General features: G+C 68.9%; 17 protein-coding genes. 13 read left to right on the forward strand and 4 right to left on the reverse strand.

The genetic code is table 11. The features are described 5' to 3' along the window. The first annotated feature begins 13 nt into the window (after positions 1-13). From ACJ512_RS29075 to ACJ512_RS29085, 3 genes are read left to right on the forward strand one after another with little or no spacing between them, the layout of a single operon-like run. A complete protein-coding gene (locus ACJ512_RS29075; protein ID WP_407685365.1) occupies positions 14-2938 on the forward strand; it encodes a molybdopterin dinucleotide binding domain-containing protein in 2925 nt (974 codons plus the stop codon). Continuing rightward, positions 2935-3792, forward strand: coding sequence for a molecular chaperone TorD family protein (locus ACJ512_RS29080; RefSeq protein ID WP_407685366.1), 858 nt, complete (start codon positions 2935-2937; stop codon positions 3790-3792). Before ACJ512_RS29075 ends, ACJ512_RS29080 begins: the two co-directional genes overlap by 4 nt. Then, positions 3789-4886, forward strand: coding sequence for an Mrp/NBP35 family ATP-binding protein (locus ACJ512_RS29085; RefSeq protein WP_407685367.1), 1098 nt, complete (start codon positions 3789-3791; stop codon positions 4884-4886). Before ACJ512_RS29080 ends, ACJ512_RS29085 begins: the two co-directional genes overlap by 4 nt. A 33-nt stretch (positions 4887-4919) precedes the next feature. On the opposite strand, the gene ACJ512_RS29090 is transcribed toward ACJ512_RS29085, so the two are convergent. Both ACJ512_RS29090 and ctaD read right to left on the reverse strand, forming a co-directional pair. After that, entirely contained in the window at positions 4920-5615 is a 696-nt protein-coding gene (locus tag ACJ512_RS29090; protein ID WP_407685397.1) for a peroxiredoxin, read from the reverse strand. 136 nt (positions 5616-5751) lie between these two features. After that, positions 5752-7494 carry an aa3-type cytochrome oxidase subunit I gene (gene ctaD, locus ACJ512_RS29095; protein WP_407685368.1) on the reverse strand — a complete coding sequence of 581 codons (1743 nt, stop codon included), beginning with the start codon at positions 7492-7494 and terminating at the stop codon, positions 5752-5754. Positions 7495-7701: 207 nt separating this feature from the next. Here ctaD and ACJ512_RS29100 point away from each other — a divergent pair, with 207 nt between their 5' ends. Then, on the forward strand, positions 7702-8979 hold the full coding sequence (locus ACJ512_RS29100; protein WP_407685369.1) for an ATP-binding protein: 1278 nt from the start codon (positions 7702-7704) through the stop codon (positions 8977-8979). A gap of 36 nt (positions 8980-9015) precedes the next feature. Here the strand turns inward: ACJ512_RS29100 and ACJ512_RS29105 are convergent, their stop codons facing one another. Next, complete coding sequence (locus ACJ512_RS29105; RefSeq protein ID WP_407685370.1) at positions 9016-9600, reverse strand: carboxymuconolactone decarboxylase family protein; 585 nt, start codon at positions 9598-9600, stop codon at positions 9016-9018. Further along, on the reverse strand, positions 9600-10529 hold the full coding sequence (locus tag ACJ512_RS29110) for a sulfurtransferase (RefSeq protein WP_407685371.1): 930 nt from the start codon (positions 10527-10529) through the stop codon (positions 9600-9602). The genes ACJ512_RS29105 and ACJ512_RS29110 overlap by 1 nt, the downstream gene beginning before the upstream one ends. A 231-nt stretch (positions 10530-10760) precedes the next feature. Between ACJ512_RS29110 and ACJ512_RS29115 the strand changes: the two genes are divergently transcribed. The 9 genes from ACJ512_RS29115 (at position 10761) to ACJ512_RS29155 (ending at position 26279) form a co-directional block, all read left to right on the forward strand. Then, positions 10761-11057 (forward strand): ArsR/SmtB family transcription factor, encoded by a 297-nt coding sequence (locus tag ACJ512_RS29115; RefSeq protein WP_407685372.1) that lies wholly within the window; start codon positions 10761-10763, stop codon positions 11055-11057. Positions 11058-11232: 175 nt separating this feature from the next. After that, positions 11233-11715: a GreA/GreB family elongation factor gene (locus ACJ512_RS29120; protein WP_407685373.1), complete on the forward strand. Its 483-nt coding sequence runs from the start codon at positions 11233-11235 to the stop codon at positions 11713-11715. Positions 11716-11806: 91 nt separating this feature from the next. Next, on the forward strand, positions 11807-12184 hold the full coding sequence (locus ACJ512_RS29125) for a GtrA family protein (protein WP_407685398.1): 378 nt from the start codon (positions 11807-11809) through the stop codon (positions 12182-12184). Positions 12185-12216: 32 nt separating this feature from the next. Beyond that, on the forward strand, positions 12217-13599 hold the full coding sequence (locus ACJ512_RS29130; RefSeq protein ID WP_407685374.1) for an FAD-binding protein: 1383 nt from the start codon (positions 12217-12219) through the stop codon (positions 13597-13599). Next, complete coding sequence (locus ACJ512_RS29135; protein ID WP_407685375.1) at positions 13600-14373, forward strand: decaprenylphospho-beta-D-erythro-pentofuranosid-2-ulose 2-reductase; 774 nt, start codon at positions 13600-13602, stop codon at positions 14371-14373. After that, the gene (locus ACJ512_RS29140; protein ID WP_407685399.1) at positions 14370-16244 is read left to right on the forward strand and encodes a galactan 5-O-arabinofuranosyltransferase; all 1875 of its coding nucleotides are present in this window, start codon (positions 14370-14372) and stop codon (positions 16242-16244) included. Before ACJ512_RS29135 ends, ACJ512_RS29140 begins: the two co-directional genes overlap by 4 nt. Next, the gene (locus ACJ512_RS29145) at positions 16244-19516 is read left to right on the forward strand and encodes an arabinosyltransferase domain-containing protein (protein WP_407685376.1); all 3273 of its coding nucleotides are present in this window, start codon (positions 16244-16246) and stop codon (positions 19514-19516) included. Before ACJ512_RS29140 ends, ACJ512_RS29145 begins: the two co-directional genes overlap by 1 nt. A 257-nt stretch (positions 19517-19773) precedes the next feature. Then, positions 19774-23049 (forward strand): arabinosyltransferase domain-containing protein, encoded by a 3276-nt coding sequence (locus ACJ512_RS29150; RefSeq protein WP_407685377.1) that lies wholly within the window; start codon positions 19774-19776, stop codon positions 23047-23049. Further along, positions 23046-26279: an arabinosyltransferase domain-containing protein gene (locus ACJ512_RS29155; protein WP_407685378.1), complete on the forward strand. Its 3234-nt coding sequence runs from the start codon at positions 23046-23048 to the stop codon at positions 26277-26279. The genes ACJ512_RS29150 and ACJ512_RS29155 overlap by 4 nt, the downstream gene beginning before the upstream one ends. Positions 26280-26325 lie beyond the last annotated feature (46 nt).

Raw genomic sequence — 26325 nt, forward strand, 5'->3', positions numbered from 1 at the left:
GAAACGGATAGCGATGCGCAAACGCGCGGCACCGGAGATCGACCAGCTCGCCAGGCGGGTGTCGGCGGCACGGCGCGCCGTCGAGCAGCGCGGCGAGACCTTCTATCAAGGCCCCAGCGCGGCCCACCTGGCGTCGTTTCCACCCAAAGAACGCTGGGACAACTGGGTAGAGCTGGACTCGCGATCGTGGCCGCGGCGTGTCGAACACAGCTACCTGCTGGTTCCGACGACGTGTTTCAACTGTGAATCGGCCTGCGGGCTGCTGGCCTATGTCGACCGGGACTCACTGCAGGTCCGCAAGTTCGAAGGCAATCCCGAACATCCCGGGTCGCGGGGACGGAACTGCGCGAAGGGCCCGGCGACCATCAACCAGGTCACCGACCCCGACCGGATCCTCTATCCGCTCAAACGCATTGGTCCGCGCGGGGGCGGGCAGTGGCAGCGCGTCAGCTGGGACGAGGCCCTCGATGCGCTCGCGCAACGCCTGCGCGCGGCGATCACCGAGCACCGGCAGAACGAGATCATGGTGCATCTCGGCCGTCCCGGCGAGGACGGCTACACCGAGCGGGTGCTGGCCAGCTGGGGAGTGGACGGCCACAATTCGCACACCAACGTCTGCTCGAGCGGGGGCCGCACCGGCTACCAGTTCTGGATGGGCATCGATCGACCCAGCCCCGACCACGCCAACGCCAAGGTCATCTACCTGATCAGCTCGCATTTGGAGACCGGGCACTACTTCAACCCACACGCGCAGCGGATCACCGAGGCCAGGGCGAACGGGGCCAAGGTGATCGTGCTCGACACCCGGTTGTCCAACACCGCAACCCACGCCGATTACTGGCTTTCACCGCAGCCCGGCAGCGAGGCCGCGATCAACCTGGCCATTGCCCGCCACCTCATCACCACCGGCCGCTATGACAGGGAATTCGTCCGCCGGTGGTGGAACTGGGCGGAGTACCTGCACGCCTGTGCGCCCGAGCTGCCGCCTACCTTCGCCTCCTTCGAAGCCGAACTTCGGCGCTTGTACGACACGTACACTTTCGACTTCGTCGCAGCGGAATCCGGAATTGCCGCACACACGCTGCGGGCGGTGGCCGAAACGGTGGCGCAGGCCGGCACCCGGTTCGCGGCACACTGCTGGCGATCTGCGGCCGCCTCCAATCTCGGCGGATGGCAGGTGTCGCGGACGGTGTTCTTGCTGTCGGCGCTGCTCGGCGCGGTGGGTACCGAGGGCGGAACCTTTCCCAACGCCTGGAACAAGTTCGTGCCCAAGCCCATTCACACACCACCGGATCCGGCGGTGTGGCAGGACCTGAGCTGGCCGCTGGAGTATCCGCTGGCCCAGAACGAAATGTCTTTCCTGCTGCCGCATTTGATCAAAGACGGCCGGGGCCGCCTCGACGTGTACTTCAACCGGGTGTACAACCCGGTGTGGAACAATCCTGACGGCTTGTCGTGGATGGAGGTGCTCACCGACGAGCAGGCCGTCGGCTGCTACGTCGCATTGACCCCGACGTGGAGCGAATCGGCGTATCTGGCCGACTGGGTGCTGCCGATGGGACACGCCTCCGAGCGGCACGACACCCACTCCTACGAGCAGTACGACGGGCAGTGGATCGGGTTCCGGCAGCCGGTGCTGCGTGCCGCGCGGCAGCGGCTGGGCGAATCGATCACCGACACCCGCCACGTCAACCCGGGCGAGGTGTGGGAGGAGAACGAGTTTTGGATCGAGCTGTCCTGGCGGATCGACCCGGACGGCAGCCTGGGCATCCGCCAATACCACGAATCGCGGGCCCGGCCCGGCGAGAAGCTCACCGTCGACGAGTATTACGGCTGGATGTTCGACAATTCCGTGCCGGGACTGCCCGAACGGGCCGCACACGAGGGCGTGACCGCGCTGGAATTCATGCGCCGTTATGGGGCGTTCGAGATCGCGCGAGGCATCGGTGCAATCCATGAAAGCGAGGTTCGCGCCGAGGAGTTGCTCGACACGCATATCAGCCCCGCCGGACGGGTGTACACCGCCGCACCCGAACACGACGCCGTCAATACGGTTCCGATCGCCTCGCCGGATCCCGACGAGCAGGGACGGCGGGCCGTCGGTGTTCTCGTTGACGGGCGGATTCTGCGGGGATTTCCGACCCCGTCGGGTCTGCTCGAGTTCTATTCGTCGACGCTGGCGGCATGGGGTTGGCCCGAGCACGCGCTGCCCGGCTACATCACCAGCCACGTTCACCCCGATCAGCTGGCCGATGATCAGGTGGTGCTGCTCTCGACGTTTCGCGTACCCACGCAGGTGCACACCCGAACCGCCAACTCCAAGTGGCTCGACGAATTGGCCCACACGAACCCGGTATGGATTCACCCCACTGACGCAGCGCGGTTCGGTGTGGCAAAGACCGGCGACCTGGTGCGGGTCGAGACCGCGATCGGGCATTTCGTCGCCAAAGCCTGGATCACCGAAGGCATCCGGCCGGGCGTGGTCGCCTGCAGCCATCACATGGGACGCTGGCGCACCGCGGGCGAGCCGAACGGGGCGCGCGCCATGATGGCCACCGTCGACCTGGACCGAGACGGGTCCGCCTGGTCGATGCGTAGGCTGCGGCCCGTCGAACCCTACACAAGCAGCGACCCTGATACGCAACGCATCTGGTGGGGCGACACCGGTGTGCACCAAAACCTCACGTTCCCGGTTCAGCCGGACCCGATCTCGGGAATGCACTGCTGGCACCAGGCGGTGCGGGTGACACCGGCGGGCCGCGATGATCGGGCCGGCGACATCTGCGTGGACACCGCCAAAGCCCGCATGGTGTACCGCCGGTGGCTGGCGATGACGCGCGGTGCGCCGACCGTCACACCAGACGGAACGCGCCGCCCGCATTGGCTGATGCGTCCCCTCAAACCGTCGGGTGACGCCTATCAGATCCCAAACCGATGACCACGTCAGATGTTCTGCTGCAGGCCAACACCGACCGCGGCGAATTGCTGCGTGCGCTCGGCGCGATCGCCTACTCGCCGCCGCCGGCGACCGATCGGGTGACCGACGCGCTGGGTCTTGCGCGCATCACCGCCGCCGAACACACCGAGGCCTTCATCCTTGCGGCGCCGCCGCACGCGGCCATCCACCTCGGGTTCGAAGGCAAGCTGGGCGGGCACGGGCTGGACCGGATCGAGGGATTCTGGCGTGCGGCCGGCGCGGATCCGCCCGCCGACGCCGACCATCTCGGAGTGCTGTTGATGTGTTACGCCGGACTGCGGGACACCGGTGCCGACCATGATCGACGTGTCGCCGATGCACTGCTCTTCGAACACATCTGGTCGTGGGCGCCTGGTTATCTCTGCGCCGCAGCAGATCTGGGCTGCGACGCGATCACGGCATGGGCGGACCTCACCCTGGCGGTGCTGACCGAAGAGCAGCCGCGGGTGCGCGCCTCAGAGGCGCTGCCGCTGGCGCTGCGCACGGCCCCGGACGCTTTGGACGTGGATTGCGAATTCGACGAATTGCTCGATGCCGTGGTCAGTCCGATCAGATGCGGAATGGTGCTCACCCACCGAGCGCTGTCGTCCGGGGCAGCAGCTATCGGCGTGGGATACCGTCGCGGGGAGCGCCGGTTTGCCCTGAAAGGGATGCTCGCCCAAGACACGCGGGCCACACTGCAGTGGCTGTGTGCGCAGGCGAAAACGTGGGTGAAGCGACGCGGCGAACGAAACGACCCGACTTCGCAGTGGTGGGCCGCCCGCACCACGCACACTGTTACGGTGTTGGCAATGCTCGCGGAGTCGGCGCCATGACCGACCGGCAGGCGATCGCTGCGCAGGTGCGCTCAGTCGTGGGTGATGTTGTCGACCCGGAACTTCGTTGTCGGCTGGGCGAATTGGGCATGGTGCGCCACATCGAGGTCCGCGGCCGAGGCCGGGTACGCATCGACATCGCGTTGACCACGCCGAACTGCCCAATGTACGAACAGATTCGGCGCGACGTCGCCGCCGCCGCCGCCGGGGTAGCCGGGGTGAAGCGCTGCGAGGTGCGACTGTCGACGATGTCGCCCGACGAACGCGACCACGCCGCTCGCTACGCGATCGACGGCCGCCGCACCTCGGATCCGTGCGAGATCTACGCGATCGCCAGCGGAAAAGGCGGTGTGGGCAAGTCCAGCATCGCCGCGAATCTCGCGGTGGCGCTGGCTCGGCGGGGCCGTCGCGTCGGACTCATCGACGCCGACGTGTGGGGATACTCGGTGCCTCAGCTCTTCGGGGTGCGCCGCGCACCCGTGGCGATGAACGGTCGGATGCTTCCGGTTCACGCGCACGGCGTCGCCTTGATGTCACTGGGTTTCTTCGTCAGCCCCGACGAGCCGATCGTGTGGCGCGGCCCGATGCTGCACAAGGCGCTCACCCAGTTCGTCACCGACACCTTCTGGGGAGACCTCGACGTGCTGATCCTGGATCTGCCGCCGGGAACGGGCGACGTGACTCTCTCGGTGCTCGAGTTGCTCCCCGACGCCGCGCTGGTCGCGGTCACCACCCCCCAGCCCGCGGCGCGTTCGGTGGCCGGCAGAGTGGGCGCGCTGGCACAGCAGGTGGGCATGCCGGTCGCGGGGGTGATCGAGAACATGAGCGAACTGGTGTGCCCACACTGCGCGCAGCCCAGCACCCTGTTCGGCGCCGGTGGCGGTGAGCAGCTGGCAGCCGAAATCGGTTGCGAGGTGGTCGGAAAGATACCTGTGGACGTCGCGCTTCGCGAATCCGGCGACCGCGGCGTCCCCGTGGTGGTCGCGTGTCCCGAGAGCGCCTCGGCGCTCGCGCTCTGCACGGCTGCGGCCCGGCTGCGACCTGCCCGGCGACCATTGGTGGGCCGATCGCTTGATCTGACTCCACGAGCGTGAGAACACGTGCCGGACGAAGCGCCGGCCATCTGGCTAGGTGGCGCTCGGAACCCGGATTGCGGATTCGACCTCGTCGGCGGTGATCTTTTTGGTGCAAAAGAACCAGTCTTGACATTCGACGCCGTCGACGTGACCGTCCATCCGTTCCTTGGCGGTGCCGCAGGTGCCCGCGGTGGGGACGATCACGGAGTCACCCGGGCGCCAGTCCGCCGGCGTCGCGACGTCGAAGTGGTCGGCCGTCTGCAGGGCCTGCACGACGCGCAGCAACTCGTCGAAGTTGCGGCCGAGGCTCAATGGGTAGTAGATGATGGCCCGGATCACGCCTTTGGGGTCGATCACGAAGACCGCGCGCACCGCCTTGGTGGAGTCTTCGCCGGGCATGATCATCCCGTATTTCTGCGCGACCGCCATCGACACGTCCTCGATCAGTGGGAAGGTGACCTCCACCTCGTGCATGTCGCGGAAGGTGATCTTGTCCTTGATCGTGCGCAACCAGGCGATGTGGCTGGCGAGTCCGTCGACGGACAACCCGACCAACTCGGTGTTGTAGGCGGCGAATTGCTGTTGCATCGAGGCGAAGGTCATGAATTCGCTGGTGCACACCGGGGTGAAGTCGGCCGGGTGGGAGAACAGGATCACCCATTTACCGGCATAGTCGGCAGGGAAGTTGATTTCCCCCTGGGTGGTGGCGGCGCTGAACGCGGGAGCCGGGTCACCGATACGGGGCATGCTCGTCAAGTGCTGGTCGGTATCTGGGGCACTGGTCATGGTGATCCTTTCAGGCCTGCGTCAGTAGTATCCGCAACACATACCCGACTGGGTATATTCCGCGGTGTTCGTTCCGCGGTGATCCGGAGCATCTTCGCTATGCGCGTGGACTCGCCACCACGCCGGATTCGGTGACCACCTCGCGGTGGCGGCCGACGTGGGATTCGGCGCGCATGCGCGCCACCATCTCCGGGTGGTGCAGTTCGAACGCCGGACGTTCGGATCGGATCCTGGGCAACTCGTAGAAGTTGTGCCGCGGCGGCGGGCAGCTGGTGGCCCACTCCAGCGAATTGCCGTAACCCCACGGGTCGTCGACGGTGACGGGCTCGCCGTAACGCCAGGATTTGAACACATTCCAGATGAAGGGCAGCATCGACACGCCCAGAATGAACGCTCCGACCGTCGAGACGACGTTGAGCGCGGTGAAGCCGTCGGTGGGCAGGTAGTCGGCATAGCGGCGCGGCATGCCCATGTTGCCCAGCCAGTGCTGCACCAAAAACGTCGTGTTGAAACCGATCAGCGTCAGCCAGAAGTGCAACTTGCCCAGCCGCTCGTCGAGCAGCCGGCCCGTCATCTTCGGGAACCAGAAGTACACCCCGGCAAAAGTAGAGAACACGATGGTGCCGAACAGCGTGTAATGGAAGTGCGCGACCACGAAATAGGTGTCGGTGACGTGGAAATCCAGCGGCGGGCTGGCCAACAGCACGCCGGACAATCCGCCCAGCAGAAACGTCACCAAAAATCCGACCGAGAACAGCATCGGGGTTTCAAAAGTCAGCTGCCCCTTCCACATCGTGCCCGTCCAGTTGAAGAACTTGATCCCGGTGGGGATCGCGATCAGATACGAGGTGATCGCGAAAAACGGCAACAGCACCGCGCCGGTGGCGAACATGTGGTGCGCCCACACCGTCATCGACAATCCGCCGATGGCCAGGGTGGCATACACCAGGGTGGTGTAGCCGAAGACGGGTTTGCGGCTGAATACGGGGATGATCTCGGTGACGATGCCGAAAAATGGCAGCGCCACGATGTAGACCTCGGGGTGTCCGAAGAACCAGAACAGGTGCTGCCACAAGAGAACTCCGCCGTTGGCCGGGTCGAAGACGTGCGCCCCCAGGTGCCGGTCGGCCGCCAGCCCGAACAGGGCAGCGGTCAGGATCGGGAACGCCAGCAACACCAGAATCGACGTCACCAGAATGTTCCAGGTGAAGATCGGCATCCGAAACATCGTCATCCCCGGTGCGCGCATACACACCACGGTGGTGATCATGTTGACCGCGCCCAGGATGGTGCCCAAGCCGGCGACGATCAGGCCGGTGATCCACAGATCACCGCCCGCGCCGGGCGAGTGGATGGCGTCTGCCAGCGGGGTGTAGGCGGTCCAGCCGAAATCGGCGGCACCGCCGGGGGTGATGAAGCCCGCTAGCGCGACCAGCCCGCCGAACAGAAACAGCCAGTAGGAAAAGGCGTTCAGCCGGGGAAACGCGACATCGGGGGCCCCGATCTGCAGCGGCAGAACCAGATTGGCGAAGCCGAACACGATCGGGGTGGCATACAACAGCAGCATGATGGTGCCGTGCATGGTGAACAGCTGGTTGTACTGCTCGTTGGACAAGAACTGCAGTCCCGGCGAAGCCAGCTCGGTGCGCATGAACAGAGCCATCAGCCCGCCCACGAAAAACATCGCGTAGCAGGTCACCACGTACATGATCCCGATCATCTTGTGGTCGGTCGTCGTGACCAGGCGGTAAATCAGATTTCCCTTGGGGCCCAACCGAGCCGGGAACGGCCGCCGCGCTCGCAGCGAAGAAGAAGGAACAGGGGGCGTCTCAACGGTCATAGCCGCTCCTCCCGGTCGGGCCGGACTTGGACGGGCAGCTCCTCATGCGGGGCAACTACTTTCTCGACGGTACTCCGAATTCGGTCCCCGGCAAAGGGCCGCGCCGGGGCGTGACTATGCCCCCAGGGGTATGAGAGAATGACGGACAAAGTGTTGTCCGCGAGGGGGCCGCCGTCAGCGCCGTCCCCTGGCAAGGAGGTGCAGCCGATGCCGCCATGGCGGTTGCGCGACTTTCACGACGATGACCTCGATCAGGCGATCTTGGTGTGGGACCAGAGCCGCCACCCGGGCGACCCGCCGCCGGCCTTTCCGATCTCCGAGGTGGTCGCGGCAGCCAGATCGGGACGGCCCGCGGTGGTCGCCGTCGTCGGCGACGAGCTGGCCGGTATTGCGGTCGCCGAATTCCATGGCGAACGAGCGTGGATCTCGCTCCTCGGCCTCAACAACCGGTGGCGCAATCGCGGCGTCGGCAGCGCACTTCTGGGTGAGCTCGAGATGCGGTTACGCACGCTCGGCGCGCGGCGTGTTGGTGCGTTACTACCGGCGGAGGCGACCGGCGCGGCGGCACTGCGCAACTCCGGCTACCGGGAACGGACCGACCTGTCGTTTTTCGAAAAGGTCGACACCGTCGGCTCCTCGGACGCGGGTCTGCTGGCCGAACTCGGCGCCCAGACGATGCCCCGCGGCCTGTGGAACGCGATGGGCGGGATGGAATCGGAGAAGGAGGTCGTGGAGCGGCGGATCGTGCTGCCGCTGACCGAGCCGAACATCGCCGAGAAATATGGCGTCTCGCCGCCGAAGGCGGTCATCTTGTTCGGGCCCCCGGGGACCGGGAAGACCAGCTTCGCCAAGGCCGTTGCCGGTCGGCTCGGCTGGCCGTTCGTCGAACTGCTCCCGTCGCGCCTTGCCGCACCAGATGTTGCCCTGGCGAGCGCGCTGCGCGAGGCCTTCGTGACACTGATGGAACTGGAGTCCGTGGTGGTGTTCATCGATGAGGTCGAGGAAATCGCCGGATCACGTTCGGGCGAGCGCTGCGACCCGGCACACGGCGTCACCAACGAACTGCTCAAATTGATCCCGGCGTTTCGCCAGCGCGACGACCGGCTGTTGATCTGCGCGACGAACTCGGTGCGATCCCTGGATTCGGCTTTTCTGCGACCCGGGCGATTCGACTACCTCATCCCGATCGGACCCCCGGACGCGACGGCGCGAGCCGCGATCTGGGCCAGATATCTCGGACCGGCCGCCGATTCGGTCGATATCGATCAACTGGTGGTGGCCAGCGAGATGTTCACTCCGGCCGATATCGAGTTCGCTGCCCGCAAGGGCGCGCAATCCGGCTTCGAGCGCGAGATCGAATTCAACCGTGGCGAGCCGTCGCGCACCGAGGACTACCTCGCGGCAATCGCCGAGACCCGGCCCTCGCTGACCGAGGCCGTGCTCGCCGAGTTCACTGAAGACATCCACCAGCGGACCCGGCTCTGAAAACCGCTGAGGTCCGTCGACAGGTATCTCGTTGCCTCAACCCTCGAGCCGATCGAGCGGCACGCCGCAACTCACCCCGACGCCTTCCATCGCCTCTTCGAGCGGCACGTCGAGGGCACTGGCCACCGTGGTCGTGTAGCGCATCAACGCAACCGAGGCCACGATCTCCACGATCTCGGCATCGGTCCATCCGAATGCTCTCAAGTTGTCGGTCATCTCGTCGGTCACGCCGGCCGGACGACGAGCGACCATCCGGGCGAAGTCCACCGCGGCGTTCTCCTTGTCGGTCAGACGCGGAGACGGTGTGCCCTCGATGAGATCCACGCACTCCTGGCGGCTCCACTTCTTGCCCATCAGGGCGATCATGTGGGCCGCGGTGCAGTACTCACACTCGACCTCATAGGCGGTCACCGCGAAGAACACGCGCTTGAGTTCTTCGCGGATGCTCCCCTCCATTGCCGTGTTCAGGCTCAGGGTCCACAACGCATCCGTGGTCTCGGGCAGGTAGTTCAATCCCCGCTGCAGGCCAGGCACCATTTTGTAATACGCCTTCACCCGCTCGAAGACCTCGCGGGTCCGTCCGGCCGCTTGGTCGGGGTCGATGAGTTTGATTCGAGCCATCACTGCCGTCCTAGGTTCGTCGGTTGGTGTTGATCCTGTTTCACAGCTCGCGGTCCGGTCTCCACCGGTCGGGTGGGATCGGCGCCCCATTCCATCCACGAGGCGTCGTAGAGGGCGGCGTTCTCGTGTCCCATGACGTGGAGCGCGAAGAGGGCGAAGGCTCCGAACACGCCACCGCCGCAGTAGGTGATGACGCGGCGAGAAGGCTCCAGCCCGACCGGCTCCCACAGCCGGGCCAGCTCGGTGGCGGAGCGCAAGCAATGGGTGGCCGGGTCCACGTGGGACGGAGCCGGCACGTTGTGGGCGGTCGGGATATGACCGGCCCGGTGGGTCGGGTACAGGCAGGCGGCACCGGTGAAGAAGATTTCGGGCAGCGCGTCGACGATGCAGACGTCGTCACAACCGATGGCTTGAGCCACTTGGTCGGCGTCGACCCGGAGCTCGGGCCGGACCCGGGCGGTGAACGTCGTCGGCGAAGGGTCGGGAACCCCGCTGTCGAGCGGGAATCCCTTCGCCTGCCAGCAGGTGAAACCGCCGTCGAGCAGCATGACGGCGTCGTGGCCGTAGTAGCGCAGAGCCCACCACAGCCGCGCAGCCCAGGTTCCTCCTTGGCCGTCGTAGACCACCACCGTGGTCTCGTCGCCGATCCCGAGGCGACCCATCAGTTCCCCGAACGGCTCCGGCGGTACCACCACGGACGGGTCATCGGGATCCGAGAGGTCGCTCATCACGTCGACGAACACCGCGCCCGGAATGTGGGCCTCACGATAGGCGTCCCGCTCGCCGGCACCGACAAGCGTGCCCTCGGCAGCAGCCCGGATGGCGAACCGGGCATCCACCACCCGGACCGACGGATCGTCGAGATGCTCGGCGAGCCACTCGGGCGTGGCCAGGGCTTCAGGATTCCGGTAAGCCACGGTATCGGCCATCCCCATTGGTCCCGCCGGCGCGTGGGGACCGAAACCCGAGATCAGGAACCTTGGACACACTGGTCTCCAGTCGATAGACGCACCGCAAGCTCCTGGGAGCTTGCAACGCAATTCGAGAATTGTCAATATCTTGATATGCCGATTTCGCGAGAGACCCCGATTGCCAGGGCCATGGGTCCTAGAGCGGCGAGGGCCGAGCGAACAGACCCCTGTCCGCCGCTGGACCAAGCCATGTCCCGCGACGAGGCCGAACGGATTGCCAAGCTGTTCAAGGCGCTGGCCGATCCGACGAGAGTCCAACTCCTCGGATTGCTCAGAGGCAAACCGGGCGGGGAATGCGGTTACGACATGACCGGTCCTCTGGGCATCTCCCAGCCCAGCGTGAGTTACCACGTGAAGGTCCTGCACGAGGCCGGCCTGGTCACCCGTGAGCGTCGCGGAAGCTGGGTCTTCTACCGCATCTGTGAAGAACGACTGGCCGAGGCCCGCCGGGTGGTGGGGCCAACCTCGCCGGGCGCCACCACCTGAGGTGCCCGACATCCTCGCGCCCATCGCCGGCCGACCTCATCAGCGGTCATCCATTTCCCGCCGGTCCCCCGGGCTAAGCCGGTCGGCAGCGAAGGCGCGAATCGCCTGGCGGCCGGCCCTCGGTGGTGTAACACTTGGACGCCACCCCAGCGAACCGGGCGGAAGGACGGCGGACGTGAGCGAGAAAGCCCCGTCAGCGGCGGATGCGGCGCGCGAGAGTCTCGCGGCGGAGTTGGACCGGCTGCGGCAGCGCCGCGACCGCCTGGAGCTGGAGGTCAGGAACGACCGCGGCATGATCGGCGACCACGGCGACGCGGCCGAGGCCGTTCAGCGCGCCGAGGAGCTGGTCGTCCTCACCGACCGGATCAACGAACTGGACCGGCGGCTGCGCGGGGGTCCGCTGCCCGCCGAGGACGGCGCCGCCACGCTGCCCGGGGGCACCGAAGTCACGCTGCGGTTCGACGACGGCGAGGTCGTCACCATGCAGGTGATCTCCATCGTCGAGGAGACGCCCGCGGGCCGCGAGGCCGAGACGCTGACCGCGCACAGCCCGCTGGGGCGGGCCCTTGCCGGCCGTCAGGCCGGCGACACCGTGACCTACGCGACGCCCCAGGGCGAGAACCGGGTCGAGTTGCTCGACGTGAAGCTGCCCGGCTGACGCGCCGGGGGCGCCGGCGCGCCCCGTTAGACTCCTCCCGGTGATCCCCCCGGAGTCCAGTGCGGCGCCGCCGCGGCCGCACCTGAACCTGATGACGCAGGTGGGGCGTTTCGTCATCGCCGGCGGACTGGCCGGGATCGTCGACTTCGGTCTTTACCTGGTGCTCTACCAAGCGGTGCACCTACAGGTCGACCTGTCCAAGGCGACCAGCTTCGTCGTCGGCACCATCACCGCCTACCTGATCAACCGCCGGTGGACGTTCCAGGCGGCACCGAGCACCGCCCGGTTCGTCGCGGTCATGGTTCTCTACGCGGTCACCTTCTCCGTGCAGGTGGGGCTCAACCACCTGTGCCTCGCGCTGTGGCACTACCGGGCCTGGGCGATACCCGCCGCCTTCGTGGTCGCACAGGGCACCGCGACCGTCATCAACTTCGTCGTGCAGCGGGCCGTCATCTTCCGCATCCGCTGAACCGCCACGTGCAGGCGGTACCCTCTTTGACGATGTTGAGCAGTCACGTTCCGACCACCACCACGCGGCTGACGGGCTTCGGCCACACGGCACCGTCGGTGGCCGAAGTGCTCTCGACGCGCGATCCCGAGGTGATCGCCAAGGCCGTGGCCCGGGTGGCCGGCTCGGGAGGACGCGGCGTGATCGCCCGCGGGCTGGGCCGCTCCTACGGCGACAACGCGCAAAACGGCGGCGGCCTGGTGATCGACATGACGCCGCTGAACACCATCCACTCGATCAGCGCCGACACCCGGCTGGTCGACGTCGACGCCGGCGTCAGCCTGGACCAGTTGATGAAGGCGGCGCTGCCGTTCGGGCTGTGGGTTCCGGTGCTGCCGGGAACCCGCCAGGTCACCGTCGGCGGCGCGATCGCCTGCGACATCCACGGCAAGAACCACCACAGCGCGGGCAGCTTCGGCAACCACGTGCGGTCGATGGACATGCTGACCGCCGACGGCGCCATCCGCCACCTGACCCCATCCGGCGAGGAGTCCGAACTGTTCTGGGCCACCGTCGGTGGCAACGGGCTGACCGGGATCGTGCTGCGGGCCACGATCGAGATGACGCCCACGGAGACGGCCTATTTCATCGCCGACGGTGACGTGACCGCCAGCCTGGACGAGACCATCGCCTTCCACAGCGACGGCAGCGAGGCCAACTACACCTACTCCTCCGCGTGGTTCGACGCGATAAGCCCGCCCCCGAAGCTGGGCCGGGCGGCGATATCGCGGGGCTCGCTCGCCAAGCTCGACCAGCTGCCTGAGAAGCTCCAGCGCAATCCGTTGAAATTTGATGCGCCGCAGCTATTTACGTTTCCCGATGTGTTCCCGAACGGGCTGGCCAACAAGTACACCTTCGGGCCGATCGGTGAGCTGTGGTACCGCAAGTCAGGCACGTATCGCGGCAAGGTCCAGAACCTGACGCAGTTCTACCACCCGCTGGACATGTTCGGTGAATGGAACCGGGCCTATGGCCCCGCCGGCTTCGGCCAGTACCAGTTCGTCGTGCCCACCACCGCGGTCGAGGAGTTCAAGGGCATCATCCGCGACATCCAAAAGTCCGGGCACTACTCGTTTCTCAATGTGTTCAAGCTGTTCGGCCCGGGCAACAAGGCCCCGCTCAGCTTTCCCATCCCAGGCTGGAACGTCTGCGTCGACTTCCCGATCAAGCCCGGGCTCAACGAGTTCCTCAACGAACTCGACCGCCGCGTCCTGGAATTCGGCGGTCGCGTTTACACGGCGAAGGACTCACGGGTCAGCGCCGACACCTTCCACGCCATGTATTCGCGCATCGACGAGTGGATCGCCGTGCGCCGCAAGGCCGACCCCGACCGGGTGTTCGCCTCCGACATGGCCCGACGCTTGGAGTTGCTCTAGATGGTGCTGGACGCCGTGGGAAATCCGCAGACCATCCTGCTGCTCGGGGGCACCTCCGAGATCGGGTTGGCCATCTGCGAGCGCTACCTGCAGAACGCACACGCGCGAATCGTGCTGGCGGACCTGCCGGGCCATCCCCGCAAGGACGAGGCCATCGCCGCGCTGACGGCGGCGGGCGCCAAGTCGGTCGAGTGGGTCGACTTCGACGCGACCGCGAGCGACACCCATCCCGCGGTGATCGAGGCGGCCTTTGGGGGCGGGGACCCAAGAGATATAGACGTGGCGATCGTGGCCTTCGGGGTGCTCGGGGACGCCGAGGAGCTGTGGCAGGACCAGCGCAAGGCCGTGCAGGCCGCCGAGATCAACTACACCGCAGCGGTTTCGGTGGGGGTGCTGCTGGGCGAGAAGATGCGCGCCCAGGGCTTCGGCCAGATCATCGCGATGAGCACGGTGGCCGGGGAGCGGGTGCGGCGGTCCAACTTCGTCTACGGCTCCACCAAGGCCGGCCTGGACGGCTTCTACCTCGGGCTCGGAGAGGCGCTGCGGGAGTACGGGGTTCGCGTGCTGGTGATCCGGCCGGGCCAGGTACGCACCCGGATGAGCGCGCACATCAAGGAGGCCCCGCTCACCGTCGACAAGGAGTACGTCGCGAACCTCGCGGTGACCGCGGCGGCAAAAGGTAAGGAATTGGTTTGGGCGCCAGCAGCATTCCGCTATGTGATGATGGTGTTGCGACACATCCCGCGGAGCGTCTTCCGCAGGCTGCCAATCTGACCGCGCGCAACGCGCTCGCCGGCCTCGGCCAGATCGCCGCGGCCGCGCTGGTCGCCGTCGCCGTCGCCGTGGTGTCGCTGGTCGCGATCTCCCGCGTGCAGTGGCCGGCCTACCCGTCGTCGAACCAGCTGCACGCGCTGACCACCGTCGGGCAGGTCGGCTGCCTGGCCGGGCTCGTCGGCGCCGGCTGGGTGTGGCGGCGCGGCCACCGCCTGCTCGCCCGGCTGGGTGGGCTGGCGTTCGTCTCCGCGTTCACCGTCGTGACCCTCGGCATGCCGCTGGGGGCGACCAAGCTGTACCTGTTCGGCGTCTCCGTCGACCAGCAGTTCCGCACCGAATACCTGACCCGGCTCGCCGACAGCCCCGCCCTGCACGACATGACCTACCTCGGCCTGCCGCCGTTCTACCCGCCGGGCTGGTTCTGGATCGGCGGCCGCGCCGCGGCGCTGACCGGGACGCCGGCCTGGGAGGTGTTCAAGCCGTGGGCGATCACCTCGATCGCCGTCGCGGTCGCGGTCGCGCTGGTGTTGTGGTGGCGGCTGGTCCGCTTCGAGTACGCGCTGGTGCTCACCGCGGCCACCGCGGCCGCGACGCTGGCCTACGGTGCGCCGGAGCCCTACTCGGCGATGATCACGGTGCTGCTGCCGCCGGTGCTGGTGCTGACGTGGTCGGGCCTGCGCGCCGGCGCGCGCGGCGGCTGGGCCGCGGTGATCGGCGCCGGGATCTTCCTGGGCTGGGCGGCCACCTGGTACACGCTGCTGTTCGGCTTCAGCGCGTTCACGGTGGGGCTGATGGCCGCGCTGCTGGCCGCCTCGCGCTGGCGACACGGCGGTGTGCAGGCCGCGGTCGGCCCGCTGCGCAGGCTGGCCGTCATCGCGGTGATCGCCGCGGCGATCGGCGCCACAACGTGGCTGCCGTTCGCGTTGCGCGCACTGCACAGCCCGGTCAGCAACACCGGCAGCGCCATGCACTACCTGCCCGCCGACGGGGCCGAGCTGACCTTCCCGATGCTGCAGTTCTCGCTACTGGGCGCCGTCTGCATGCTGGGCACGCTGTGGCTGGTGCTGCGGGCCCGCACGTCGGTAAGGGCCGGCGCCCTGGCCATCGGCGTGCTGGCGGTCTACCTGTGGTCGCTGCTGTCGATGCTGACCACGCTGGCGCGCACCACGCTGCTGTCGTTCCGTCTGCAGCCCACCCTGACGGTGCTGCTGGTCGCGGCCGGGGCGTTCGGCTTCCTGGAGGCCACCCGGGCGCTGGCCGACAGGAGCCGCGCCGCCCTGCCGGTGGCCGGGGCCGTCGGGCTGGCCGCCGCGATCGCGTTCAGCCAGGACATCCCCGAGGTGCTGCGCCCCGACCTGACCATCGCCTACACCGACACCGACGGGCACGGCCAGCGCGGCGACCGGCGGCCGGCCGGCTCGGAGAAGTTCTACGCGAAAGTCGATGCCACCATCCGGCAGGTGACCGGGCTGCCGCCGGACCGGGTCGTGGTGATGACCGCCGACTACAGCTTCCTGTCCTACTACCCGTATTGGGGCTTCCAGGGGCTGACCTCGCACTACGCCAACCCACTGGCACAGTTCGACCTGCGGGCGGCGCAGATCGAGAAATGGTCGAAGCTCAAGACGCCCGACGAGCTGATCCACGCCCTGGACACCTGCCCCTGGCCGCCGCCGACGGTGTTCCTGATGCGCCGCGGCGCGGGCAGCAACTACACCCTGCGGCTGGCCGAGGACGTCTACCCCAACCAGCCCAACGTGCGCCGCTACGTCGTCGATTTGCGGGCCGCCCTGTTCGCCGACCCCCGCTTCGCCGTGGCAACCGTCGGCCCGTTCGTCCTGGCCATCCGCAAGCCCGGGGGCGGCGGCTGATGGTCACCGAAACCCCAGCTAGGGCCGAAGAACTACCATCTAGCTCCGTGAGCGACACGGGAACCAACCACCGCATCGCTCGGCTCGTGGCGACCATCGCCGGTTTACTCGGAACCCTGCTGGCCGTGGGCACGCCGCTTATGCCGGTCAAACAGACCACCGCCCAGCTGAACTGGCCGCAAAGCGGCACCTTCGCCAGCGTCGAGGCGCCGCTGATCGGCTACGTCGCCACCGAACTCAACGTCAGCGTGCCATGCCAGGCCGCCGCCGGGCTGGCCGGGCCCGAGAACGCCGGCAAGACGGTGCTGCTCTCCACGGTGCCCAAGCAGGCCCCCAAGGCCGTCGATCGCGGCCTGCTCATCCAGCGCGCCAACGACTACCTGGTGCTGGTGGTGCGCAACGTCCCGGTGGTGACGGCCCCGCTGAGCCAGGTGCTCAGCCCGGCCTGCCGGCGGCTCACCTTCACGGCGCGCGCCGAGAAGGTCACCGGCGAATTCGTCGGGCTGCGGCAGGGACCCAACGCCGAGCATCCCGGCGCACCACTGCGCGGGGAGCGCAGCGGCTACGATTTCCGGCCCCAGATCGTCGGCGTGTTCACCGACCTGAGCGGACCGGCACCGCCGGGGCTGAGCCTCTCAGCGACCGTGGACACCCGCTACAGCAGCAGCCCCACGCCGCTGAAACTGGCCGCGATGATCCTCGGGCTGCTCTGCACGGCCGCCGCCCTGGTCGCGCTGCACGTCCTCGACACCGCCTTCGAAACCGCTGGGGCCACCCGGCACCGCCGCTTCCTGCCCGCCCGGTGGTGGTCGATCGGCGGCCTGGACGCCGTGGTGATCGCGGTGCTGGTGTGGTGGCATTTCGTCGGCGCCAACACCTCCGACGACGGCTACATCCTGACCATGGCCCGGGTGTCCGAGCACGCCGGCTACATGGCCAACTACTACCGCTGGTTCGGCACGCCCGAGGCCCCGTTCGGCTGGTACTACGACCTGCTGGCGCTGTGGGCGCACGTCACCACCACCAGCATCTGGATGCGGCTGCCGACCCTGGCCATGGCGCTGACGTCCTGGTGGCTGATCAGCCGCGAGGTCATCCCCCGCCTGGGCCACGCCGTCAAGCGGAGCCGGGCGGCGGCGTGGACGGCGGCGGGCATGTTCCTGGCGGTGTGGCTGCCGCTCGACAACGGGCTGCGGCCCGAGCCGATCATCGCCCTGGGCATCCTGCTGACGTGGTGCTCGGTGGAACGCGCGGTGGCCACCAGCCGGCTGCTGCCCGTGGCGGGCGCCTGCATCATCGGGGCGCTGACGCTGTTCTCCGGGCCGACGGGCATCGCCTCCATCGGGGCGCTGCTGGTCGCGATCGGACCGCTGCGCACCATCCTGCACCGCAGATCCAGGCGGTTCGGGCTGCTGCCGCTGCTGGCGCCCCTGGCCGCCGCGGCCACCGTGACGGTGATCCTGATCTTCCGCGACCAGACCCTGGCCGGGGAAATGCAGGCCACCGCGCTCAAGCGTGCCGTCGGCCCCAGCCTGACCTGGTTCGACGAACACCTGCGCTACGAGCGGCTGTTCATGGCCAGCCCCGACGGCTCGATCGCCCGCCGCTTCGCGGTGCTGGCGCTGGTCCTCGCGCTCGGCATCTCCGTGGCGATGTCGCTGCGCAAGGGCAGGATTCCGGGCACGGCCGCCGGGCCGAGCCGCCGCATCATCGGCATCACGATCATCTCGTTCGTCGCGATGATGTTCACGCCCACCAAGTGGACCCACCACTTCGGGGTGTTCGCCGGCCTGGCCGGATCGCTGGGGGCGCTGGCCGCGGTCGCGGTGACGGCCGGGGCCATGCGCTCGCGGCGCAACCGTACTGTGTTCGCGGCCGTGGTGCTGTTCGTGATGGCACAGTGCTTCGCCAGCGTGAACGGCTGGTGGTACGTGTCCAATTTCGGTGTCCCCTGGTCGAATGCGTTCCCCAAGTGGCACTACGGGGCGTCGACGGTGTTCCTCGGGCTGACGCTGCTGGTGCTGCTGCTGGCCGCGTGGTTCCACTTCGTCGCCACCGACAACGCGCCGCCCCGAACCCGGTACGGGGCGCGGCTGGCCGGAATCGTCCAGTCGCCCTTGGCGATCGCCGCGTGGGTGCTGGTGGTCTTCGAGGTGATGTCGCTGACCCTGGCGATGATCGGCCAGTACCCCGCGTGGTCGGTCGGCCGGTCCAACCTGCAGGCCCTGACGGGCAATACCTGCGGCCTGGCCGAGGACGTGCTGGTGGAGCAGGACCCCAACGCCGGCATGCTGGCGCCGGTGACGGGACCGGCGGCACAGGCCCTGGGCGCCGGCTTGTCGGAAGCCTTCACCCCCAACGGCATTCCCGCCGACGTGCGAGCCGACCCGGTGATGGAGCGGCCGGGCGACCGCAGCTTCGTCACCGACGACAACCCGGTCACCGGCACCGGGGCCGGCACCGAGGGCGGCACCCGGGCGGCCCCCGGGCTCAACAACTCCCGCGCGCAGCTGCCCTACAACCTGGACCCGGCGCGCACCCCGGTGCTGGGCAGCTGGCGCCCCGGCATCCAGGTGCCGGCCCGGCTGCGGTCGGGCTGGTACCGCCTGCCGCCCCGCGACCAGGCGGGCCCGCTGCTGGTGGTCAGCGCGGCGGGCCGCTTCGACCCGCGCGAGGTGCAGATCCAGTGGGCCACCGACGGCGAAGCGGCGGGCGGGCACCCCGGCGGGTCGTTCCAGCTCGCCGACGTCGGGGCGTCACCGGCGTGGCGCAACCTGCGGCTGGCCCTGTCGGCGATCCCGGCGTCGGCCACCCGGGTCCGGCTGGTCGCCGACGACGAGGACCTGGCGCCGCAGCACTGGATCGCCCTCACCCCGCCGCGGATCCCCCGGCTGCGCACGCTGCAGGACGTCGTGGGCTCCAAGGACCCGGTGTTCCTGGACTGGCTGGTCGGGCTGGCGTTCCCGTGCCAGCGGCCGTTCGGCCACCGGAACGGCGTCGACGAGACACCGAAGTGGCGCATCCTGCCGGACCGCTTCGGCGCCGAGGCCAACTCGCCGGTGATGGACAACAACGGCGGCGGCCCGCTGGGCGTCACCGAACTGCTGCTGAAGGCGACGACGGTGGCCAGCTACCTCAAGGACGACTGGTCGCGGGACTGGGGCTCGCTGCAACGGCTGACGCCCTACTACCCCGACGCCGGGCCGGCCCGGCTCCAGCTGGGCACGGTCACCCGCGGCGGCCTGTGGAACCCGGCGCCGCTGCGGCACTGAGTCGCAGCAGGCGGCCCGACCCGGGGACTACGGCAGCGCGGGCAGCGCCCCCGCGGCGATCAGCTCGCGGAGGATGGCGGCCAGCCGCTGAACCTCACGGTCGGCCCGGGGGGATTACCGGCCCACCCCGGCGCCAAACCGGGAATTGTTACCCCATTCACACCGATTTCGGCGTGCCGCTCCGCGGCATACCCGCTGGGCGCTATCGCCGCGTCCATACCCTGCGTCCTCAGCGGCGTCGCTTACCATCGACCCTCGTGTCCCCCGACGGCGAGCAGCAATCCCGGCGCGTCCCGAGGCTGGTGGCCCTCGCCGCGGGCATCGTGGGCGTGCTGATCTGCGTCAGCGTCCCGCTGCTTCCGGTGCGGCAGACCACCGCAACCATCCTGTGGCCGCAGGGCACCACCGACGGGCACGTCGCCCAGGTCACCGCGCCGCTGGTGTCCGGGGCGCCGCGCGCGCTCGACATCTCCATCCCCTGCCCGGCGATCGCCACCCTGCCCGCCGACGGCGGGCTGGTCGTCTCGACCCTGCCCGCCAACGGAGTCGACGCCGGAAAGAACGGGCTGTTCGTGCGCGCCAACAAGGACGTGGTCGTCGCCGCGTTCCGCGACTCGGTGGCCGCGGTCGCGCAGCGCTCGGCGGTCGCGACGGACACCTGCAGGGCGTTGCACATCTGGGCCGACGCCGGGTCCGTCGGCGCGGACTTCGTCGGCATACCCGGCGCCGCCGGCGTGCTTCCGTCGGAGAAGAAGCCGCAGGTCGGCGGGATCTTCACCGACCTGAAGGTGCCGGCCCAGCCCGGGCTGTCGGCGCGGGTGGACATCGACACCCGGTTCATCACGGCGCCCACGCCCCTGAAGACGGCCGCGATGGCCGTCGGCGCGCTGGCCGTGCTGGCCGCCATCGGCGCGCTGGCCGCGCTGGACCGGCGCAGCCGCGGCCGGCTCCGTCGGGGCGCGCGCCGGCACGCCGGTGCTGCGGTCTGGCTGGCCGACGCCGGGGTCATCGCGACGCTGGCGCTGTGGCACGTCATCGGCGCCACCTCCTCGGACGACGGCTACAACCTGACCATCGCCCGCATCGCGCCCAAGGCCGGCTACGTGGACAACTACTACCGCTTCTTCGGGACGACCGACGCGCCGTTCGACTGGTATCTGTCCGTGCTGTCCGGGATGGCGTCGGTGAGCACCGCCGGCGTGTGGATGCGGCTGCCGGCCACGCTGGCCGGGATCGCGTGCTGGCTGATCATCGGGCACTGGGCGCTGCGGCGGCTGGGACCCGGCCGCGGCGGCCTGGCGGCCAACCGGCTCGCGGTGTTCACCGCCGGCGCGGTGTTCTTGGCCGCCTGGTTGCCGTTCAACAACGGGCTGCGGCCCGAGCCGCTGATCGCCCTCGGCGCGGTGGCCACCTGGATGCTGGCGGAACGCGCGATCGCGCTGGGCCGCCTGGCGCCGGCCGCGGTCGCGGTCATCGTCGCGATGCTCACCGCGACGCTGGCCCCGCAGGGCCTGGTCGCCGTCGCCGCGCTGCTGACCGGGGCCCGGGCAATCGCCGGGGTGATCCGGCGGCGCCGCGCCACCGACGGGTTGCCGGCGCCGCTGGCGGTGCTGGCGGCCGCGCTGTCGCTGATCACCGTGGTGGTGTTCCGCAGCCAGACCCTGGCCACGGTCGCCGAGTCGGCGCGCATCAAATACCAGGTCGGCCCCACGATCGCCTGGTACCAGGATTTTCTGCGCTACTACTTCCTGACGGTGGAGAGCAACGCCGAGGGCTCGATGTCGCGGCGCTTCGCCGTGCTGGTGCTGCTGCTGTGCATGTTCGTGGTGCTGGTGGTGCTGCTGCGGCGCGGCCGGGTGCCGGGGGTGGCCAGCGGCCCGGCGTGGCGGTTGATCGGCACCACCGCGGTCGGGCTGTTGTTGCTGACGTTCACCCCGACGAAGTGGGCCGTGCAGTTCGGCGCGTTCGCCGGGCTGGCCGGCCTCCTCGGGGCCGTGACCGCGTTCGCCTTCGCCCGCATCGGGCTGCACAGCCGGCGCAACCTGACGCTGTACGTGACCGCGCTGCTGTTCGTGCTGGCGTGGGCGACCTCGGGCGTCAACGGCTGGTTCGACGTCAACAACTACGGGGTGCCCTGGTACGACATCCCGCCGGTCGTGGCCAGCCACCCGGTGACGTCGATGTTCCTGACGCTGTCGATCCTGACCGGCCTGCTGGCCGCCTGGTACCACTTCCGGATGGACTACGCCGGGCACACCGAGGTCAAGGCCAACCGGCGCAACCGGGTGCTGGCCTCGACGCCGCTGCTGGTGGTCGCGTCGATCATGGTCGTCGGCGAGGTCGCCTCCCTGGCCAAGGCCGCGGTGTTCCGCTACCCGCAGTACACCACCGGCAAGGCCAACCTGGCGGCGATCGCGTCCGGGCTCACCAGCTGCGCGATGGCCGACGACGTGCTGGCCGAACCCGACCCGAACGCCGGGCTGCTGCAGCCGGTCCCCGGACAGCAGTTCGGGCCCGACGGCCCGCTCGGCGGGCTCAACCCGGTCGGCTTCAAACCCGACGGGGTGGGCGAGGACCTGCGGTCCTACCCGGTGGTGACCAAGCCCGGCGTGGTGAACTCCGACGCATCCCCCAACAAACCCAACGCCACCATGAGCGACTCCGCTGGCACGGCCGGCGGCAAGGGCCCGGTCGGCGTCAACGGATCGCATGCGGCGCTGCCGTTCGGCCTCGACCCGGCCCGCACCCCGGTGATGGGCAGCTACGGCGAGAATTCGCTGGCCGCCACGGCGACCTCGGCCTGGTACCGGTTGCCGCGCGACCTGAAAAGGGGGGACCCGGGCCGCCCGCTGGTCGTCATCTCGGCCGCCGGCGCCATCTGGTCCTACAAGGAGGACGGCACCTTCACCTACGGGCAGCTGCTCAAGCTGCAATGGGGGGTCACCCGCCCGGACGGCACCACCCAACCGCTGAACGAGGTGCAACCGATCGACATCGGGCCGGAGCCGGCGTGGCGCAACCTGCGGTTCCCGCTGGCCTGGGCGCCGCCGGAGGCCGACGTGGCGCGCATCGTCGCCTACGACCCGAACCTGAGCTCCGAGCAGTGGTTCGCGTTCACCCCGCCGCGGGTCCCGGTGCTGCAGACCCTGCAGCACCTGCTCGGATCGCAGACCCCGGTGCTGATGGACGTCGCGACCGCGGCGAACTTCCCCTGCCAGCGGCCGTTCACCGAACACCTCGGCGTCGCCGAGCTTCCGGACTACCGCATCATGCCCGAGCACAAGCAGACGGCGGCGTCGTCGAACGGGTGGCAGGCCGGTGAGGCCGGCGGTCCGTTCCTGTTCACCCAGGCGATGATGTATACCTCGACCGTCTCGACCTACCTGCGCGGCGACTGGCACCGCGACTGGGGCTCCGTCGAGCAGTACCACCGTTTGGTGCCGGCCGACAAAGCGCCGAACGCCGCCGTCGTGCAGGGCGTGACCACCGTGCCCGGCTGGAGCCGGAAAGGACCGATTCGAGCCCTCCCATGAGCGTCATCAACTCCGAACGCCGCGGGGCCACCGCGAACCCCGTCAGCCGCCAGGACGTGCGGGCGACGCGCTGGGTCGCGACGATCGCGGGGCTGATCGGTTTCGTCCTGTCGGTCGCCACGCCGCTGCTGCCCGTCGTGCAGACCACCGCCATGCTGAACTGGCCGCAAAACGGCCAATTGAACAGCGTGACGGCGCCGCTGATCTCGCTGACCCCGGTCGACGTGACGGCCAGCGTGCCGTGCTCGGTGGTGGGCGCTCTGCCTCCCGACGGCGGCGTCGTCCTGAGCACGGCACCCAAGAAGGGCAAGGACGCCGCGCTCAACGCGCTGTTCGTCGTCGCGGGCAAACAGCGCGTCGACGTCACCGACCGCAACGTGGTGATCGCCGGCGCGCCGCGCGATCAGGTGGCCTCCCCGAAGTGTCAGCGCATCGAGATCACCTCCACCCTGGCCGGCACCTTCGCCACCTTCGTCGGGTTGACCGATCCGGCGGGCCGGCCCGTGCGCGGCGGCTTCCCCGATCCCAACCTGCGCCCGCAGATCGTCGGGGTGTTCAGCGACCTGAGCGGCCCCGCCCCGCCGGGGCTGCGGCTCTCGGCGACCATCGACACCCGGTTCTCGACGACCCCGACGACGCTGAAGCTGGCGGCGATGGTGCTGGCGGTCGTGGCGACCGTCGTCGCGCTGATCGCGCTGTGGCGCCTGGACCAGCTGGACGGCCGGCGCATGCACCGGCTGATCCCCACCCGCTGGCGCAAGTTCACCCTGGTCGACGCCACGGTGATCTTCGGGTTCCTGCTCTGGCACGTGATCGGCGCCAACTCCTCCGACGACGGCTACATCCTGGGCATGGCCAGGGTCGCCGACCACGCCGGCTACATGTCCAACTACTTCCGCTGGTTCGGCAGCCCGGAGGATCCGTTCGGCTGGTACTACAACCTGCTGGCCCTGATGACCCACGTCAGCGACGGCAGCCTGTGGATGCGGCTGCCCGACCTGGTCGCCGGGCTCGTGTGCTGGCTGCTGCTCTCGCGTGAGGTGCTGCCCCGGCTGGGCCCCGCGGTCACGGGCAGCACGGCCGCCAACTGGGCGGCCGGCCTGGTCCTGCTGACCGCGTGGATGCCGTTCAACAACGGTCTTCGCCCCGAGCCGATCATCGCGCTGGGTTCGCTGATCACCTATGTGCTGATCGAGCGGTCGATGTGCGCCTCGCGGGTGACGCCGGCGGCGCTGGCCGTCGTCACCGCCGCCTTCACCCTCGGTGTGCAGCCCACCGGCCTGATCGCGGTGGCCGCCCTGGTCGCCGGTGGCCGCCCGATCGTGCGGATCATGGTCAAACGGCATCGCCTGGTCGGCACCTGGCCGCTGGTGGCCCCGCTGCTGGCCGCCGGCTTCGTCATCCTCACCGTGGTGTTCGCCGACCAGACGCTGTCGACGGTGCTGGAGGCCACCCGGATTCGCACCGACATCGGGCCCAGCCAGGCCTGGTACACCGAGAACCTGCGCTACTACTACCTGTTCCTGCCCACCGTCGACGGCTCGCTGTCGCGCCGGTTCGGCTTTTTCATCTCCGCGCTGTGCCTGTTCACCGCGGTGTTCATCATGTTGCGGCGCAAGCGCGTTCCCGGCGTGGCCCGCGGGCCGGCGTGGCGCCTGATGGGAGTCATCTTCGGCACCATGTTCTTCCTGATGTTCACCCCCACCAAGTGGGTGCACCACTTCGGGCTGTTCGCGGCGGTGGGCGCGGCGATGGCCGCGCTGACCACGGTGCTGGTGTCGCACCAGGTGCTGCGCTGGTCACGCAACCGCATGGCGTTCACCGCGGCGGTGCTGTTCGTGCTGGCGCTGTGTTTCGCCACCACCAACGGCTGGTGGTACGTCTCGAGCTACGGCGTCCCGTTCAACAACATCATGCCCAGGCTCGGCGGAATCAGCGTCAGCGCAATGATTTTCGCAGTGTTCGCGATCGCGGCCCTGTGGGCGGTGTGGCTGCACTTCGCGCCGCGCGACCGCGGCGAGGGCCGGCTGGCGCGGGCGGCGACGGCAGCACCGGTGCCGATCGCGGCCGGGTTCATGGCGCTGGTGTTCGTCGCGTCGATGGTGGCCGGGATCGTGCGCCAGTACCCCACCTACTCCAACGGCTGGGACAACCTGCGCGAGTTCTCCGGGGGCTGCGCGCTGGCCGACGACGTGCTCGTCGAGCCGGACAGCAACGCCGGTTTCATGACGCCGATGCCGGGCGATTACGGCCCGCTGGGACCGCTGGGCGGCGTCGACCCGACGGGGTTCACCCCCAACGGCGTCCCGGAACGCACCCTGGCCGAGGCGGTCCGGGAGACGGCGGTTCCGCAGCCGGGCACCGACTACGACTGGTACGGGCCCACCAAGCTGAAGTCGCCGGGGATCAACGGGTCCATGCTGCCGCTGCCCTACGGCCTGGACCCCGACCGGGTTCCGCTGGCGGGCAGCTACACCACGGGAGCGCAACAGCAGAGCAGGCTGACCTCGGCGTGGTATCGGCTGCCCAGGCCGGACGACGGGCATCCCCTGCTGGTGGTGACCGCCGCGGGCAGGATCACCGGCAACAGCATCCTGCACGGCTACACCGCCGGGCAGACCGTCGTGCTCGAGTACGCCAGGCCGGGCCCCGGCGGTGAGCCGGTCGCGGCCGGCCGGCTGACGCCCTACGACCTCTACGGCGAACAGCCCAAGGTGTGGCGCAACCTGCGCTTCGCCCGGTCTCAGATACCAGCCGACGCGGTCGCGGTTCGGCTGGTGGCCGAGGACCTCTCCCTCACGCCGGAGGACTGGATAGCGGTGACCCCGCCGCGGGTGCCCGAACTGCGCTCGGTGCAGGAGTACGTCGGCTCCTCGCAGCCGGTGCTGATGGACTGGGCGGTCGGGCTGGCGTTCCCGTGCCAGCACCCGATGCTGCACGTCAACGGCGTGACCGAGATCCCGAAGTTCCGCATCACGCCGGACTACAACGCCAAGAAGCAGGACACCGACACCTGGGAGGACGGCGTCAACGGCGGGCTGCTGGGGATCACCGACCTGCTGCTGCGCGCCCACGTGATGTCGACGTATCTGTCCCACGACTGGGGCCGCGACTGGGGGTCGCTGCGCAAGTTCGACACCATCGCCGAGGCGAGCCCCGCCCAGCTGGACCTGGGCACCGCCACCCGCAGCGGGTGGTGGTCGCCGGGACCGATCCGCATCAAGCCCTGAGGTTTGGGCTTCGCCGCGGCGGGGAAAGCCCGGTGTGACCGGCGTC

The organism is Mycobacterium cajalii, from assembly GCF_045809005.2.
In the GTDB taxonomy this organism is placed as follows: domain Bacteria; phylum Actinomycetota; class Actinomycetes; order Mycobacteriales; family Mycobacteriaceae; genus Mycobacterium.

Coding starts and splice junctions, on each gene's coding strand:
- ACJ512_RS29075 (WP_407685365.1), top strand. CDS start 14: ATGCGCAAACGCGCGGCACCGGAGATCGACCAGCTCGCCAGGCGGGTG.
- ACJ512_RS29080 (WP_407685366.1), top strand. CDS start 2,935: ATGACCACGTCAGATGTTCTGCTGCAGGCCAACACCGACCGCGGCGAA.
- ACJ512_RS29085 (WP_407685367.1), top strand. CDS start 3,789: ATGACCGACCGGCAGGCGATCGCTGCGCAGGTGCGCTCAGTCGTGGGT.
- ACJ512_RS29090 (WP_407685397.1), bottom strand. CDS start 5,615: ATGCCCCGTATCGGTGACCCGGCTCCCGCGTTCAGCGCCGCCACCACC.
- ctaD (WP_407685368.1), bottom strand. CDS start 7,494: ATGACCGTTGAGACGCCCCCTGTTCCTTCTTCTTCGCTGCGAGCGCGG.
- ACJ512_RS29100 (WP_407685369.1), top strand. CDS start 7,702: ATGCCGCCATGGCGGTTGCGCGACTTTCACGACGATGACCTCGATCAG.
- ACJ512_RS29105 (WP_407685370.1), bottom strand. CDS start 9,600: ATGGCTCGAATCAAACTCATCGACCCCGACCAAGCGGCCGGACGGACC.
- ACJ512_RS29110 (WP_407685371.1), bottom strand. CDS start 10,529: ATGGCCGATACCGTGGCTTACCGGAATCCTGAAGCCCTGGCCACGCCC.
- ACJ512_RS29115 (WP_407685372.1), top strand. CDS start 10,761: ATGTCCCGCGACGAGGCCGAACGGATTGCCAAGCTGTTCAAGGCGCTG.
- ACJ512_RS29125 (WP_407685398.1), top strand. CDS start 11,807: ATGACGCAGGTGGGGCGTTTCGTCATCGCCGGCGGACTGGCCGGGATC.
- ACJ512_RS29130 (WP_407685374.1), top strand. CDS start 12,217: ATGTTGAGCAGTCACGTTCCGACCACCACCACGCGGCTGACGGGCTTC.
- ACJ512_RS29135 (WP_407685375.1), top strand. CDS start 13,600: ATGGTGCTGGACGCCGTGGGAAATCCGCAGACCATCCTGCTGCTCGGG.
- ACJ512_RS29145 (WP_407685376.1), top strand. CDS start 16,244: ATGGTCACCGAAACCCCAGCTAGGGCCGAAGAACTACCATCTAGCTCC.
- ACJ512_RS29155 (WP_407685378.1), top strand. CDS start 23,046: ATGAGCGTCATCAACTCCGAACGCCGCGGGGCCACCGCGAACCCCGTC.